This window comes from Streptomyces sp. NPDC005408 (assembly GCF_040606445.1).
GTDB lineage: Bacteria > Actinomycetota > Actinomycetes > Streptomycetales > Streptomycetaceae > Streptomyces.
Window position 1 is genome coordinate 19,843 of record NZ_JBEXEX010000063.1, and the last position, 15,920, is coordinate 35,762.

The 15,920-nt window shown below is 67.8% G+C and carries 9 protein-coding genes; 6 read left to right on the forward strand and 3 right to left on the reverse strand.

The window, feature by feature from the left end; all coding sequences use genetic code 11:
- Positions 1-172: 172 nt before the first annotated feature.
- From ABZS64_RS34545 to ABZS64_RS34555, 3 genes are all read right to left on the reverse strand, one after another.
- On the reverse strand, positions 173-1,438 hold the full coding sequence (locus ABZS64_RS34545; RefSeq protein WP_355838216.1) for a condensation domain-containing protein: 1,266 nt from the start codon (positions 1,436-1,438) through the stop codon (positions 173-175).
- 20 nt (positions 1,439-1,458) lie between these two features.
- Complete coding sequence (locus tag ABZS64_RS34550; protein WP_355838218.1) at positions 1,459-2,601, reverse strand: acyl-CoA dehydrogenase family protein; 1,143 nt, start codon at positions 2,599-2,601, stop codon at positions 1,459-1,461.
- Positions 2,602-2,671: 70 nt separating this feature from the next.
- Positions 2,672-3,883 carry a pyridoxal-phosphate dependent enzyme gene (locus tag ABZS64_RS34555; RefSeq protein WP_355838220.1) on the reverse strand — a complete coding sequence of 404 codons (1,212 nt, stop codon included), beginning with the start codon at positions 3,881-3,883 and terminating at the stop codon, positions 2,672-2,674.
- 337 nt (positions 3,884-4,220) lie between these two features.
- On the opposite strand from ABZS64_RS34555, the gene ABZS64_RS34560 reads away from it, so the two are divergent.
- The 6 genes from ABZS64_RS34560 to ABZS64_RS34585 form a co-directional block, all read left to right on the forward strand.
- A complete protein-coding gene (locus tag ABZS64_RS34560; protein WP_355838222.1) occupies positions 4,221-5,153 on the forward strand; it encodes a TauD/TfdA family dioxygenase in 933 nt (310 codons plus the stop codon).
- A gap of 237 nt (positions 5,154-5,390) precedes the next feature.
- Positions 5,391-5,615 carry an acyl carrier protein gene (locus tag ABZS64_RS34565; protein ID WP_355838230.1) on the forward strand — a complete coding sequence of 75 codons (225 nt, stop codon included), beginning with the start codon at positions 5,391-5,393 and terminating at the stop codon, positions 5,613-5,615.
- A 683-nt stretch (positions 5,616-6,298) separates the two neighbouring features.
- Complete coding sequence (locus tag ABZS64_RS34570) at positions 6,299-8,290, forward strand: carbamoyltransferase C-terminal domain-containing protein (RefSeq protein ID WP_355838224.1); 1,992 nt, start codon at positions 6,299-6,301, stop codon at positions 8,288-8,290.
- A gap of 365 nt (positions 8,291-8,655) precedes the next feature.
- Positions 8,656-11,202, forward strand: a complete 2,547-nt coding sequence (locus tag ABZS64_RS34575; RefSeq protein WP_355838226.1) for an amino acid adenylation domain-containing protein — start codon at positions 8,656-8,658, stop codon at positions 11,200-11,202.
- Positions 11,195-15,811 (forward strand): SDR family oxidoreductase, encoded by a 4,617-nt coding sequence (locus ABZS64_RS34580; RefSeq protein ID WP_355838228.1) that lies wholly within the window; start codon positions 11,195-11,197, stop codon positions 15,809-15,811. The genes ABZS64_RS34575 and ABZS64_RS34580 overlap by 8 nt, the downstream gene beginning before the upstream one ends.
- Positions 15,811-15,920, forward strand: a 110-nt coding sequence (locus tag ABZS64_RS34585; RefSeq protein WP_355838232.1) for a beta-ketoacyl synthase N-terminal-like domain-containing protein, incomplete at its 3' end; no start/stop codon positions are given. The genes ABZS64_RS34580 and ABZS64_RS34585, both read left to right, overlap by 1 nt.

Here is a 15,920-nt window from a genome sequence, read left to right on the forward strand (position 1 = left end):
AATTCCTTTTCACCCCGACCGCCTATGGCTATAGTCACCACAGACAGGGAGGTGTTAATTATGAAGAAGCAGCTTCGCGGCATCTGCGCAGGCTTCTAAAACTGGCTCGACCCAGTTGTGAACAGCCGACTTGCGGGGGGGAAGGAATTTCCCCCCCGCATTCTGCAAGCTCTCAGAAAACCCTCCACGGATTGTCCAGCGACACCTCACCCAGGGAACTCTCGGAGCCCTTGGAGATATTGATCAGACCGGCCTCGATCGAGGCCGCGAGGACGGCCGGGAGATTCCCTTCGAGATAGTCGCGGCTCGCGCCCACGCCGATAAGAATCCCCTTCCCGGTGGCCACCGCGAGATGGAAGTTCGGCCCGGATCGCTGGGTGGACGGGCGCCACTGGATCCCGGTGTGCAGGGTCGATCCGGCGTCGGGCTCGGCGTCCACGTCGCCAAGGAAGTTGAAGTGCTTGGCGAAGGCGGTCGGGTCCGTCTCCTGCTGACCCGCTTGCTGAAGGCTCGCCCTCAGCGCGTCGACGTCGTAGCAGCCGTTCATGTACGCCGTCATGCACTGGAGGTAGCCGGCCCGCAGGTACTCCAGCGGGTTGGCCTCCTCGTCGATGGTGATGGTCACCGGGGCGAACTGGTTGAGCGAGCTGACCAGCGGCACCCACCGAGCGGTGAGCCGATTGGCGGCCATCAGCGCGAAGGTCACCTGTTCGGTCCGCTTGAGCCGGGCCAGCGCGAGCGCGCCGACGCCGAGCACCACCGACTGGACCGAGATCTTCAACTGTTCGGAGAGCTCCTGCGCGGCGGCCAGACCCTCCAGACTGTAGAGCGACGCCCGGCGACGCTCACTGCCGTCACCCGGGTCCCGGTCCGCCGGGGCGAGTTGGCCCCAGGCCTCGGTCCAGTGCCGGACGCTCCGCGAACACGACTCCTCCTGCTGCGCCTGCGTCATCTCCAGCGGCTGCACCACCGGCCCGAGCGTCCCGCCGTCCAGGAGCCGGCCGAGCTGCTCCTCCAGCACCCGCAACGCACCGTTGTCGGCCGCCACATGATGGATCACGGTGACCAGCTGGAGCGCATCACCCTGGTGGGTCGTGACGAAGGCACGCCACGGCAGCTCGGCCTCGATATCGATCGGCTCGGCTGCCGACTCGGCGGCCAGCCGATGGGCCGCCGCGAAGCTGTCCTCGGCCAACTCCACCGCCGCCACCTTGGACGGGCGGTACGGGTGGACCGTCTGGGTCGGTGTAGGGCCGCTCAGGTCATAGGTGGTCCGCAGCGACTCGTGCGCCGCCACCAACTGGAGCCAGGCGTCCATCACCTGGGCCGTCCCGACGCCGAACGGCACCTCCCAGACGCTGAGCAGGTTGGCAACCGACCGGTGGTCGGGTCCGTGCGTCTCCAGCGAGCGCAGGACCGACAGCTGACCGTAGGTCACCGCTCCCGTCCGGAGATCGCTCACAGCCGGGCCGCCCGGACGGCGAACTGGCCGAGCATGGTCTGCTGGATCTGCGTGGTGCCCTCGATGATCTCCATCACCTTGGCGTCCCGGTGGTGACGCTGTACGGACGCCTCCGCGCCGATGCCCTGGGCGCCGTGGATCTGCACCGCGTCGGCGGCTGTCTTGACGGCGATGGTCGAGGCCCGGTACTTCGCCAGCAGGGTGTGATTGACGCCCTCCGTCTCACCCTGCTCCTTGCTCACCCCGGCGTGGTGGCAGAGCAGCCGGGCCGTGATGGTGTCGGTGAGCATGTCGGCCAGCAGGTGCTGGACCAGCTGGTGGTTACGGATCTCGGTGCCGTACTGGGCGCGGCGGCCGGCGTACTCCGTCGAGGCCTCCAGGCAGGCCTGGGCCAGACCGACCGAGCCCCAGGCGGTGCTGTAGCGGCCGAGGTCGAGCGCACCGGAGGCGACGAAGGTGAGACCGAGGCCGGGACGACCGACCAGGTTCGTGGCCGGGAGCCGGCAGTCGTCGAAGGTGATCCGGCCGAGCATCGAGCCGCGCAGGCCGAGCAGGCCGTCGATCGGCTCCACCGACAGGCCCGGAGTGTCCCGCTCCACCAGGAAGGCGGTGTGCTGCCCCTCGAGCTCGGCGAAGACCAGGAAGAGGTCCGCGATCTGGGCGAAGCTGATCCACTTCTTGGTGCCGCGAAGGACGATCTCGGCGCCGTCAGCCGTCGCCGTGGTCTCGACGGCGGCGGCGTCGCTGCCGACGTCTGGTTCGGTCAGGGCGAAGGCGGCCAGAGTCCGGCCGGAGGTGATCCGGGGCAGCCACTGCTCCTTCTGCTCCTCAGTGCCCCACTTGAAGACCGAGTGAGCGACCATATCGTCCACGGCCACGAAGTTGCGGATCGACTGGCAGCCCCGGCCGAACTCCTCGGTGAGCAGCCCGTACTCGATCCAGCCCATGCCGAGGCCGCCGAACTCCTTGGGAATGAGCGCACCGAGGTAGCCCTGCCCGGCCAGGTCGGCGATGACCTCCCGGGAGATCGCCTGCTCGCGATCGAAGCGATCCGCCTGCGGGACCAGGGCACGGTCGGCGAAGGCGCGGAACTCGCCGTGGCGCTCGGCCTGCTGCGGGGAGAGGTGACTGAGTATCAACGGAATCCTTGCGAAGGTGGGGCGGGCGCATCACTCCGGTGGGAGCGGCGGCGTCCGACTCGGGGGAAGCTCAGCTGACGGTGGCAGCACCGGCGAGGGTCTGCCCGGCGCCGGCGACGGTGAACCGCTCACGGCCCGTCAGGTTGACCAGCACCACCTGGTCCGGGATGATCCGCTGGGCTGCGGCCTCGTTGCGCAGCGCGGCAATGGTCGCGGCCGAGGAGTGGCAGACGTCCAGCCCCTCCAACTCACGGAGCGTCGTGCGGGCCTGGACCAGCTCGTCCTGGCTCACCGAGACGATGCTGCCGCCGCTCGCGGCGGCGATGTCCCGCATGTAGGGGTAGGTGGCCCGGCCGTCGCCGAGCAGGATGGCCCGAGCCAGACCGGTGGGGTGCTGGAGGACGTCGTCCTCTGTCAGCTCGGAGCGACCCTCCCGCCAGGCCTCGGCCATGGGCGCACAGGTGTCCTGCTGCACCATCAGGAAGCGGGGCGAGCAGCTGAGTCGACCGCAGGCGAGGTACTCCGCCACGCCCTTGCGCACGGCCATCATCCCCATACCGCTGCTGATGGCCTGGACGACGATGTCGGGCTCGGCGTCCATCGCGTCGAAGGCTTCCAGGTAGGTGAGCTTCAAGCCCTCGCGGCGGGCCCAGTTGAAGAAGCCGCCCTCCCAGACCAGTCCGTGCTGGGCTGCGAACTCCTGGGCCACCTGGGTGGCCTGCGCATAGTTGCCGTCCACGACGGTCAGGGACACCCGGTCGTTGGTCTCGATGTCGTGGTCGCCGGTGAAGTCACGGCCGCAGAAGAAGTGTGCCCGCATCGAGTGGTCGTGCTGCACGGCGCGGGCCAGGGCGGTCGAGCTGTTTCCGGTGCTGGAGGCGACGAACTCCTTGATCCCGAACTGCCGGAACACTGCCAGGACCACGGATGCCAGCCGGTCCTTGGTGGTTCCCGTGGGCTGCTGGGACTCGTCCTTCACCCAGAGGCGGGGAAGCCCGATGGCCGCTCCGAGGTGCGGGGCCGGACGACAGGGGGTCCGCACGCTGACGTCGGCGTCGACTAAGTGCCGCGACTCGACCGGGAGGAAGTCCAGGTAGGTCAGTTCGGGCTGGTCACTGTCACGCTTGGTGGCATTCTCCAGGTTCAGCTTGGGATCGAGTGCACCCGAACATCGGGGACATCGAAGCCTGAATTCCGGATCGGACTCCCAGCTGCAGTTGACGCAGGCCAGGCGGTACTTGGGCGGTGCTTTGATTATGGCCTGGTGGTTGACGACCGGCATTCTGCGCTTCCCCCACAAAGGTTCCCGGCGGATGAACCGACTGACCCGAATTTACGCCGGAGTCACGATGCCAGTGCATCAGCATACGATCGAGTTGATGATATATGGACGGTCCGGCGGCTCGTCAAGACTAGTCGATCATCTAGCTTACCCGGTCTGCAACCCGGCTCCGAGACCATGAGCAGCACTCCTCACCCGACCCCAATGACGAAACGGACATCAACCCACGTAGCGCCCCCTTACACAATTTGTCCTGCTCGGGAGACTGTATGCCCGCGCGAAACCTAGGGTAAAGTGCGCGACGATTCATCGCAGAGCCACAGCACTGGGGGTATTGGTGTTAGAAATCAGCTTTCGGCCTCTCACGCCGATCACCGGCGCGGAGGTGGAAGGCGTCGATCTCGCTGCCGATCTGCAGCCGGCCGTTGTCGCCCGTCTGCGCGAGGCCCTGCTTCGACACAAAGTCCTCGTTTTCCGTAATCAGCCAATGGACGACGCGCGCCAGGTCGCACTCACTGACGCCTTCGGCGGCGCCACCGCCGCCCATCCCATTACAAACGGTCTGCCCGACGCCCCTGCCGTGTTGCGAACTGCACTGTCGGAGGATCGACCCGGGCTGGTCGAGTCGGAGGCCGGCCTCGGCAATCCCCTGAGAGGGACCGCGCCGAGGCGCCTCCGCACCGAGTGGCATGTCGACAGCACATTCGTGGCCAATCCCAACGCCATCACCATCCTGCGCGGCGTGGAGATTCCTCCGACAGGCGGCGACACTCTCTTCGCCAATCTGGAAGCGCTCTACACCGGTCTGTCGTCTTCCCTTCGGGGATACCTCGACACGTTGCAGGCCATACACTCTCGGCACGATCCGTCGCCGTCGCCCCGCTTCGACGGCAAGGCATCAGGCCCCTTCGTCGCTCTCCACCCTCTGGTGAGGGTCCACCCTGAGACCGGGGTGCGGAGTCTGCTCGTCAGCGCCGTTTTCCTGCAGGCGATTCGCGGTCTCAAGCCTCGCGAAAGCACCGCCCTGCTGGATTTCCTCCTCGACGAACTCGCCGGGCGCGACGAGATTCATGCCCGGGTCCGCTGGGAGCAGGACACTCTCGTCATGTGGGACAACCGCTCTGTGGCCCACGCCGGGCCGGTGGACGGTCTCATGTTCCAGGAGGAGCGAATCGTCCATCGCACCACTGTCGTCGGCGACCTGCCATGCGGGCCCAACGGCTTCGTCTCGCGCGCCCTCATGGGGGACTTGTTCGAAGCACTGGCCTGAGCGCCACCGCCGACCGAACTCATTGGGCACGCCAACGCTCATCGATCCAGAGCCGTGGCCCGCAAGAACTATTCCGAGTTCCGCCGGCACGCCGCTGACTTGTATGAGCCTGGATCCACAGACGGGCCACGAGGGTAGGCCAGGGTCTTGACGCCCCCCATCCAGCGTAAACAAGAGCTACGAACACACGAAGGGATTCGGGAACACGGAATGTCGAACGAACAATCAGACGACTTGATGTCAGCGATTTCTGAGGTATTCGCTCCCCTTGAAGTCTCACTTGACAATACCTTTGACGACCTCGGAGCTACCTCCGTGTCACTGCTCCGACTGATGGTCTCGATACAGAGTAGATTTGATGTCACTCTGGACGTTGTCGACATGTTCACCGTAGGTAACGTCGGTGAACTGATTCACCTCGTCGAAGAGCGGAAGACTCAGAGCGGATTCGCTGCGATGTGACCCCGATCACCGACGACACAATCAGGCTCACATTGGTATCAAGCGGGCGCTCCGAAGTGATTTCGCCGCACGGCCTTGAGCCGACGTATTTGGATACCGCAATCGTTGGCGCCCGTTGCCCAGGCGCGTGATGGCAGCAGCGGATCAAGCGGGGATTGCGGAGTGCGTTAACCGGGGTGGTGGAGCCCGGGTGTGTGGCGCGGCTGCGTTCAGGTTCAGCGGCGGCCGAGACCGGCAATGGGTCGCGGAGCGATGGCACCGGCAGTGGCGTGAGCAAGATGAAGCTGGGGTCCTCTCCAACGGGCTCACCCGGCCGCCCGAGGCTCAGCGAGAGGCAAATAGCCAGGCTGGAACCCGAGCTGGAGCGAGGTCCTCTCGCCCGAACTGCTCGAGCGCCATAGCTGGTCCTGGCCGGAGCCGGGCCGTCGAACGCCACGACCAGGCGGTCGAGCCGTGGAGGAAGGAAGGTCCGGCCCCGGTAGAGGCGCCGCGGCGGCTCGGGGGCCTGGCTGGTCCTCGAGGACGAAGGCGGGCAGACCATGAGACCGCCGCGCGCCAGGACCTGGGGGGACGACCTGTCGCCGCACCTGACCGTCCGAACCCGCCTCAAGTGGATCCAGTTCGACACCGACATCACGAATTCAAGCTCAGCAGCCACTGCCTAACCGCCAAAAGGGGAAATCGTGACCGCTCGCCCAGATGCGAAGTACTTCCTGTCGAGCTATATTTCTCCGCCCGACAGTTTGTCCGTCATAGCACCGCGCCATGACCAGAACATTGCGCTGTGGCGCAGCTGCGACTCGCGAGTCGAACTGGTCAGGGTATGGGAGCTCGAGCGTATCAGCGGGCAGAAGCACCACTACTGGCCGCTCTTCACCGTAGACCGCTACAACCAAGTGCTGGCCGAGTTGCTCGCGACCGAGGGGCTGTCCTTGGAGGACGTGAGTTCGTCATGGGGTACGCCCGGCCTGCCGCATCACTCAGAAATTCGGTTGCCGGCCGGCAGCGAAGACTTTCCGGTTCACAGTCTTGCCCACCTCTACAGCGGTCTGCTTCTCGACTCCGAAGTATTTCGGAGTGAGACTATCGTCGGACTGGCGCTGGACGGTCGGCCCGACTTTGGCCTCGACCAGTCGGGCAAGAAGTACTGGTATGCAGGCTGCGTGTCCAATAAGGGCCACGTCGACTTCGCTCCCGTCGAGTCACCGGCTCCCATCTATGACGCCGCATCGGCCGAATTCTCCAAAGAGCCCGGTACCCTGATGGCTCTGGCGTCAGCGTGCCCCACCGAGATCGCCTTCGACACCGAGGCGGCAGTTCAGAAGCTGCAGCTGTTCGGAGGCCGGCGAGTACCACTGATTGACACCCTTCCGTTTGTTCAAGCCGTAATACGTGCGGCTGAATCCCAACTGCCGTCGCTGGAACTGGACAGCCGCTTCACCGCGCAGGAACACCTTCAATCTGCTGTCATGAAGGTCGTTCAGACGGCTTGCGAGCTCGTCATGGTACGAAACATCGATCGGCTACTCAGCTCGGGAGCGGTGGAGCCACATGAGGCATACCTTTCCCTGAGCGGGGGCTTTGCCCTCAATTGCCCGACCAACTCCTTCCTCTTGCGCCGCTACGGCTTCAAGGGCCTTCTCATTCCTCCGTCCGCCAACGACACTGGTCAAGCTCTTGGGCTCGGCCTACTCGGCTTCCTCGGTACAGGCCAACTTCCTGACGGTGATTTCCGGCTCAGGAGCCCCTACTACGGCTCCCAGCTGACCGATGTCGAGATCGCGTTGCAGCACTTCGACGATTTCATCGAGGACGTCCAGGACTTCAAGGACGCCCAATTCGTCGAGGACATATCCCGCGGACCGCTGGTGTGGGCAGAGGGGGCAGCCGAGATCGGCCCGAGGGCATTGGGCCACCGAAGTATCCTCGCCGATCCTCGTTCGCCCCGATCGAAGGACCTGCTGAACGAGTGGAAGAGTCGGCAGTGGTGGCGTCCCGTTGCTCCGATCGTTCTGGAAGAGCACAGCGGCGAGTGGTTCGAGGATCCCTGGCCTTCGCCCTACATGCTCGAGACAGCGTACGTTCGTGACGACAAGCGCGATCTGGTTCCAGCAATTCTTCATCTCGACAGTTCAGCTCGGCGTCAGACGTTGACCTCCGAGACTAACCCCCTGCTCCACCAGGCGATAGAGGCGTTTCGGCTGAGCACCGGGATTCCGATGCTGTGCAACACGTCTCTGAACGACAAGGGCGAACCGATAGTTGACACAGCGGCACAGGCCCTGAACTTCGCCATACGCAAGGGCGTCGGCGTCGCTTATATCGCCGGCCGCCGGGTTCAGTTGCGCACGGACTCCCGCAGTCAAGGCCCGACCCCCGCGCGCCCGCACGCTCGCCGGGAGGAGCTCTTTGCGGGCCAGGAGCAAGATCGGGACATGATCTGGGACTCTTGGCTTGATTCGGGCTACAACACCACGGCAATGGTCCTGATGTCCCGCTCCCCTGAGCTGCGCAATCAGGAGCTGGCGACGCCTGCAATAGTCAACCAGCTGGCCGACGTCGCGAGCGCTCGAGACGAGAGCGGCACGCTGGCCCTCGCCGCGGCGAAGCATTCTCGAATGTTCGGGCCGACCGCTGTCTTCGATCCCGAATCCCAAGAGGGGGCGGCTTTCTGAAGTCTCAGCGGGTGCGACGCGCCGCTTAGCGAGTCCCACGTCAACCACGAAGGTGAGAACGTGCTTGACGTGGGCTGGCGGGCAAGCCGTCTCCGACCACTGAACTTGAATGGGTGGTCGGGACGGTTCGCCTGACATCGGCCTGCCGGCTGTCGCCCGCTTCCAGGCGGGGAGAGGAACCGCGAGGTTGCCGAGACGTTGATGGGCCGGCTGTTCCAGGTTTCCTGCACCGAGCAGCACTCCTCACCGCAGTAGCACCTCCGGCTCCCGCCGGCCCGCCTGCAGTAGATGGCGGTACAAGCCGTGGCCACCTCCGGCAGGACAGGTGACGTTCGTCCTCGCCCCGACCTTCTCAAGGCAACCTCATGACACTCCCGCACTCCGCAACGCCTGCGACCGACTCGGAAGGTGGCAGGCAACTCGCCCAGCTGCCCGGCGCGCCGGAGATCCCGCTGGACCGGGCACATCCGGCCCAGCGGGATCTCCGCGCCGGCTCGGTGCCCTTCGTGGTGCCCACCACTGCGACGGCCGCGCTGCGGCAGCTGGGTGAGGCCTGTGGCGTGGGGCTCCCGGCGACGGCCTTCGCCCTCTACCTGGTGCTGCTGCACCGGTACAGCGGGCAGTCCGAGCTTGCGGTCGGGGTGTCCAACGGCGCCGAGGTAACCACCCTGGTCGGAGCCGAGGTCGGCGGGAGCTTCCGGGAGCTGGTCCAGCTGGCGGGCACCAGGCTGGCGGAGGCCGAGCAGGCCCGTACCGCCACGTCCGTGCAACTCTGGCCGGGCTTCTCCTGCCGATCGGCACCGCGGGTCGCCCCCGAGACCACGTCATGTGACCTGGATCTGCAACTCTCCCACCTCGACGGCGAACTGACCGGCAGCCTGGTGTTCGCGACCGATGTCCTCGATCCTGCCACCGCCCGCCGCGCAGTGGACCACCTGCTCCGACTGCTCGAAGGCGCGACGGCCGATCCGGACCAGCCAGTGGCCGAACTCCCCCTGCTCACCGCTGAGGAAGAGGGCACCGTCACCGCGCTGAACAGTGTCGTGAGCGAGCTGGGTGACCAAGCCTTCCACCAGCTCTTCGAGGCGCAGGCCGCCCGCACCCCCGACGCGATAGCGGTGCGCGCGGAGGACGCCCTGCTCAGCTATCGCGAACTCAATTCACGAGCAAATCAGTTGGCCCACCTGCTGCGCGAACTCGGGGTCGGCCCCGAGGCGACCGTGGGCCTCTGCGCCGATCGCAACGTGCAGCTGATCGTGGCCGTGCTCGGCATCCTCAAGGCCGGTGGCGCGTACGTACCGGTGGATCCGGGCGACCCGGTCGAGCGGCGAGACGGCATCCTCAGCGACGCGGCTGTGCAGATCGTGGTGGCGACGGCTCCCCTCGACACCGGGCACCAGGTGATCCAACTCGACGCCAACATGGGCGTGCTGGCTGACCGTCCGATGGAGAACCCGCCCATTGGGCGGTCAGCCTGCGCCGATGCCGCGTACCTGCTCTACACCTCCGGCTCCACCGGAAAGCCCAAGGGTGTGGTGATCGAGCACCGGCAGCTCGTCAGCTACACTCGCGCCGTCATCCAGCGGCTCGGCATCGACGGGCCGCTCAGCTTCGCGATGGTGCAGCCGCTGACCGTGGACTCGAGCGTCACGGCCTTCGCCCCGCCGCTGTGCACGGGCGGCGAGGTGCAGCTGATCTCCCGCGAAAGCGCTCTGGACGCCGGGAAGTTGGCCGACTGGGTGCAGACCTGGGGGGTCGACTGCCTGAAGATCGCGCCCTCCCACCTTCGGGCCCTCCAGGCCTCCCCGCGCTTCGCCGAACTCCTGCCGCGCCGCCTGCTCGTCGTCGGCGGCGAGGCCTCCGACTGGCGCTGGCTGCGCGCACTCCAACGCCTCGTACCGCACTGCCGGGTCTTCAACCACTACGGCCCGACCGAGACCACCGTCGGCGTGCTGACCCTCACCGTGGCCGACCACCCGGACGCCGAGTGGGAGACCGCGCCGATCGGCATTCCGCTTCCGGGCACCCAGGCCCACGTCGTGGACAGCGAAGGTCGCCCCACGCCCGTCGGCGTCGCCGGAGAGCTGCTGATCGGCGGTGACAACCTCGCCCGTGGCTACCATCGCCGGGACGACCTCACCGCTGCGGCCTTCGTCCCCGACACCCTCAGCGGCCTGCCCGGCGCCCGCCTCTACCGCACCGGCGACATCGTCCGCCGCCTGGCCGACGGGACGATCGCCTTCCTCGGGCGGCGCGACGACCAGATCAAGGTACGCGGTTTCCGGGTCGCCCTGGGCGAGATCGAGGCCGCGCTGAAGAGCCACCCCGAGGTGCGCCACGCCATCGCCATCGTCCGCGAGGACACCCCTGGTGACCGGCGGATGGTCGCCTACATCGAGCCGCGCAGCACCGAGTTCAGCTCTGCCGGGCTGGAACGCCACCTGCGGGCGCGGCTCTCCCCGCACATGATCCCGCAGGCGATGGTGACACTGGATCAGCTGCCGCTCTCCGGGCACGGCAAGGTCGACCGCAGCAAGCTGCCCCGACCGACCGAGCCTGCCGACACCGCCGCACCGCTGCCACCGAGGAACGAGCTGGAGCGTCTGGTGGCGAGGGTGTGGCAGGAGGTCTTCCGCGTCGACGCGGTCGGCACCCATCAGAACTTCTTCGACCTCGGCGGGCACTCCCTGCTCCTGGTCGAACTTCACCACCGGCTCCGGGCCGCGACCGGCCGGGAGATCGAACTGCTCGACCTATTCCAACACACCACCGTCCGGGCCCAGGCCGAGCTGCTCTCGCAGCAGAAGCAGGGAGCGGCACCCGCCACCACCCGCAGCAGGGGGGCGCAACAGAACGCCCTGTTGAAGCGCCGCCAACAGCAGCTGCAAGCGAAGCGAGGTCACCATGAGTGAGTACTCTCCCGAGCTCGACCCCACCCTGGATGCCAAGCTGAACTCCGAACCGGCCGATGACTTCTCCGAGTTCGAGGACAGTCTGGACATCGCCATCGTCGGCATGGCCGGCCGCTTCCCCGGCGCCCACACGGTCGAGGAGTACTGGAGCAACCTGAAGGCGGGCGTCTGCTCCGTCACCCGCTTCGAGGACGAGGAGCTCGCCGCCCGAGGCGTGGACGCCGCCACCCTCGCCGACCCGAACTTCGTCGGCGCGGGCTACGTGCTGGCGGACAACGACAAGTTCGACGCCGCCTTCTTCGGCTACTCCCCGCGCGAGGCCGAACTCATGGACCCGCAGCACCGGGTGCTGCTCGAATGCGCCTGGGCCGCCCTGGAGAGCTCCGGACACGACGCCGAACGCCACGACGGCCCGGTCGGCGTCTACGCGGGCGCGGGCAACAACACGTATCTGCTCTTCAACATCTCCTCCCAGCCCGGAGCCGCGCAGATCCTCGGCGACAAGCAGACGGTGATCGGCAACCGGCCGGACTTCCTCGCCAGCCGGGTCTCCTACAAGCTCGGCCTGGAGGGCCCCGCCCTCAACATCCAGTCCGCCTGCTCCACTTCGCTGGTCGCCGTGGTCGAGGCGTGCCAGGCGCTGCTGGCTTACCAGTGCGACACCGCGCTGGCCGGTGGTGTCGCCGTCGACGGGACACGGAGCAAGGGTTACGTCTACCGCCCGGACGGCATCTTCTCGCCGGACGGCTACTGCCGCACCTTCGACGCCCGCGCCCAGGGGACAGTGGGCGGCGACGGCGTCGGGATGGTCGTGCTCAAGCGCCTCAAGGACGCGATCACCGACAACGACCACATCCACGCGGTCATCAAGGGCTCCGCACTGAACAACGACGGCTCCCGCCGAGCCGGGTTCAGCGCGCCCAGCGCCGCCACCCAGGCCGGCGCGATCTCCACCGCACTGGCGAACGCGGATGTACCGGCGGAGAGCATCGGCTACGTCGAGCTGCACGGGACGGCCACCATCCTCGGCGATCCGATCGAGTTCTCCGCACTCGCCTCGGCCTACTCCGGTGTGAGGGAGCGAAGCTGCGCTCTCGGATCGGCCAAGACCAACATCGGACACCTCGACTCCGCCGCCGGAGTCGCCGGACTGATCAAGACCGTGCTGGCTGTGGAGCACGGTCAGCTGCCACCCACCCTGCACTTCGAGCGGCCCAACTCCCGGATCGACCTGGCCGGCAGCCCGTTCTACATCAACACCGAGCTGCTGCCGTGGCCCGAGGGCGGCGGCCCGCGCCGCGCCGGAGTCAGCTCTTTCGGACTTGGCGGCACCAACGCCCACGTCATCCTTGAGCAGGCCCCGGAACTGCCGCACAGGGCCGAGCCAGCTGACGGCGCCGAGCATTTGCTGGTGCTCTCCGCCAAGAGCCCGGAGGCCTTGGAGGCGGCCACCGATCAGCTGCACGACCACCTCCGGACGCACCCCGAACTTCCCCTGGCCGACGTCGCGTTCACCCTCCAGCAGGGCCGCCGGGCGTTCCCGTACCGGCGGATGCTGGTCTGCGGGAGCACCGAGGATGCACTGGAGGCACTCGACGCCCGCGATGACGGCCGCGTGCTCACCGCGACCGCGCCCGAGGCCGCATACCGGCCGGTGGCCTTCATGTTCACCGGTTTCGGCACCCAGTTCCCCGGCATGGCACGCGAACTCTACGCCCAGGAGGCCGTGTTCAGGGCTGCACTGGACGAGTGCGCGGGGCTGCTGGAGCCGCTGCTCGGCACGGACATCCGCGACCTCATCCTCACCGTCGACGAGTCCGCGGCCGCCACCCCCGGGCAGCCCTTCGACTTCCGCCGACTGCTGCTCCAGCCGAAGCGCAGCGAGCACCCGCTCGACCAGCCGCGCCTCGGTTACCCCTCGGTGTTTGCCCTCGAGTACGCACTGGTCGAACTTTGGGCCGCCTGGGGAGTCGAGCCCGAGGTGATGATCGGCCACAGCCTCGGCGAGTATGTCGCGGCCTGCGTGGCCGGGGTCTTCTCGCTGCCGGACGCCCTGCGCCTGGTCGCGGAGCGCGCACGGCTGATCGAGGAGCAGGGTGAGGGCGCGATGCTCGCCGTGCCGCTCTCCGAGGAGGCCGTCGCCCGTTACACCGACGCGGACGTCTGCCTCGCCGCGATCAACGGCCCGCAGACCTGCGTGCTCTCCGGCACCGTCGAGGGCATCGACCGGGTGGCCCGCGAACTGCTGGCCGCCGACATCGCCGCCCGCCGTCTGACCACCCGCTTCGCCTTCCACTCCCCGATGATGGACCCGGTCGTCGAGCGCTACGCCGAACTGGTCTGTTCGGTCCGACTCAACGCTCCGGCAGTACCGTTCGTCTCCAACCTGACCGGCACCTGGATCACCGACCACGAGGCCACCAGCCCCGAGTACTGGGCCCGGCACGTCCGGGAGAGTGTCCGGTTCGCGGACGGCCTGGGCACCCTGTGGTCCGTCCCGGACATCGCGATCGTCGAGATCGGCCCCGCGCCGACCCTGACCCCCGGGGCCCTCCAGCACCCCGCCGCCGCCGGCACCGACCGGGTCGTCGTCTCGTCACTGCCCGGGGCTTTCCTCGGGCAGAGCAACCGCGCCGCACTCCTGCGGGCCGCCGGACGCCTCTGGCTCGCCGGACGGGCGCACCCCTTCCCGGTCTCGTCTGACGTCAGGCGAGTGCCGCTCCCCAGTTACCCCTTCGAACGGCGCACCTACTGGCTCGAGCCCGGCACCGCCCAGCCCTGCGGCGGCTCGGCCCAGCAGCGGCGCGGCGCACTGCCGCAGTGGTTCTACTCACCGTCCTGGCAGCGGCTCGCCGCCGCACCTCGGCCCGCCGAGGCGGACCTGGCCGCTCAGCGCTGGCTCGTCTTCGCGGACGAGACCGGTGTCGGCCGCCGGCTCGCCGACCGGCTCGAAGGTCTCGGCGCCACCGTGCGCACGGTCGTCCAGGGAGCCGAGTGGCACCGCAAGAGCGAGCACGAGTACGTCCTCGACCCCGCCCAGCCGGACCACTTCCACCGACTCGCCGAAGCGCTGCGCGCCGAGGGGACGCTGCCCGGCCGAGTGGTGCACTGTTGGAGCATCGGTGACGACGCCGACCGGGCGACGGCACCCGAGGACGTGCGGGCCCTGCTGCACCGCTCCTTCGACAGTCTGGTCCACTGGGTTCAGGCCACCGAGGCCGAGCTGATGACGCAGCAGCAGCGCTGGGACGTGCTGTCCACCGAGGTCTACGCCGTCCTCGGGGACGAGCCGCTCTGCCCGCCCAAGGCCACCGTCCAGGGCCTGTGCAAGGTGCTGCCGCAGGAGTACCCCTCACTCAGCTGTGTCCAGTTCGACCTTCGCGTCGAAAGCCAGCAAGCCGTGCCCGGGCTGGTCGACCAGCTGCTGGCCGACCTCGCCGCCCCGCCCGGCGAACGCACGCTAGCGCTGCGCGGACGACACCGCTGGGCGCCCACGTACGTGACCAGCCCGCCGCCCTCACGCGGTGACTCGCCGGTCCGGACAGACGGGGTGTACCTGATCACCGGTGGCCTGGGGAAGATCGGCCTGCTGATAGCCCGCGCCCTCGCCGACCGGGCCAAGGTGCGCCTGGTGCTGCTCGGGCGGACGGGTCTGCCGCCCCGGGAGAGCTGGACCGATCCGCAGCACCCGGAGGCCGTGCGGTCGACGATCCGTGCCGTCCAGGAGATCGAGGCGCTCGGCTCCGATGTCCTGGTGACCGCCACCGACGTCTCCGACCTCGCGGCCATGCTCGCGCTGAAGGAGCGCGTCCTGCGGGAGTTCGGCCCGGTCGACGGCGTGCTGCACTGCGCCGGTACGACCGGCACGGCGGCCCACCGGGAAGTCGCGGTGCTGGGCCCGGAGGAGGCTTCCTGGCACTTCGCCCCCAAGCTCTACGGCACCCAGGTGCTGCACGAGGTGCTGGCCGACCAGCAGTTGGACTTCGCTGTCATCTGCTCCTCGATCGCCTCGCTGCTCGGCGGCCTCGGCTTCGGTGCGTACGCCGCCGCGAACGCCGCGCTCGACACCTTCGCCCAGCGGCACCACAGCGCCGCCCTGCCCTGGACCAGCGTCAACTGGGAGGCCTGGTACTTCTCGAACGAGGACCGGGCCGACTCGGAACTCGGGGCCGCGGTACGTGAGTTGGCGCTTACCCCAGTCGAGGGCCGCCTGGTGGTCGACAGTCTGCTCGACGCCGCACCCCAGGCGCAGATCGTCATCTCCACCGGCAATCTGATGCTACGTCAGGAACTGTGGTCCGATCCGGTCGCCGATGCGCCTACCCCGGCCCAGCGGCACGAGCGCCCCAACCTGCGCAACCCCTTCGTCGCACCGAAAGGCGAGACTGAACACCAGGTCGCGGAGATCTGGCAGGAGCTGCTCGGCGTGGAGAGCGTCGGCGTGCAGGACAACTTCTTCGAACTGGGCGGCAGTTCACTGCTCGGCCTCCAGGTCGTCCACCGACTGCGTCAGGAGCTGGCCGTGGCCGTACCGCTGACCATCGTCTACGAGGGCCCCACCGTGCGCACGCTTGGTGTCCTCATCGACAACCTCCGGGGCGCGCAGTGATGGCAGCAGGCGGTGGTGTCGCGATCGTCGGGATGGCGGGGCGCTTCCCCGGCGCCGGGGACCTGACCGAGTTCTGGTCGAATCTGCGCGACGGCGTCGAGTCGATCGT

Bases quoted from the DNA above. Each gene is read 5' to 3' on its own strand.
- ABZS64_RS34555 (WP_355838220.1), bottom strand. From the start codon at position 3,883: ATGCCGGTCGTCAACCACCAGGCCATAATCAAAGCACCGCCCAAGTAC.
- ABZS64_RS34565 (WP_355838230.1), top strand. From the start codon at position 5,391: ATGTCAGCGATTTCTGAGGTATTCGCTCCCCTTGAAGTCTCACTTGAC.
- ABZS64_RS34575 (WP_355838226.1), top strand. From the start codon at position 8,656: ATGACACTCCCGCACTCCGCAACGCCTGCGACCGACTCGGAAGGTGGC.
- ABZS64_RS34580 (WP_355838228.1), top strand. From the start codon at position 11,195: ATGAGTGAGTACTCTCCCGAGCTCGACCCCACCCTGGATGCCAAGCTG.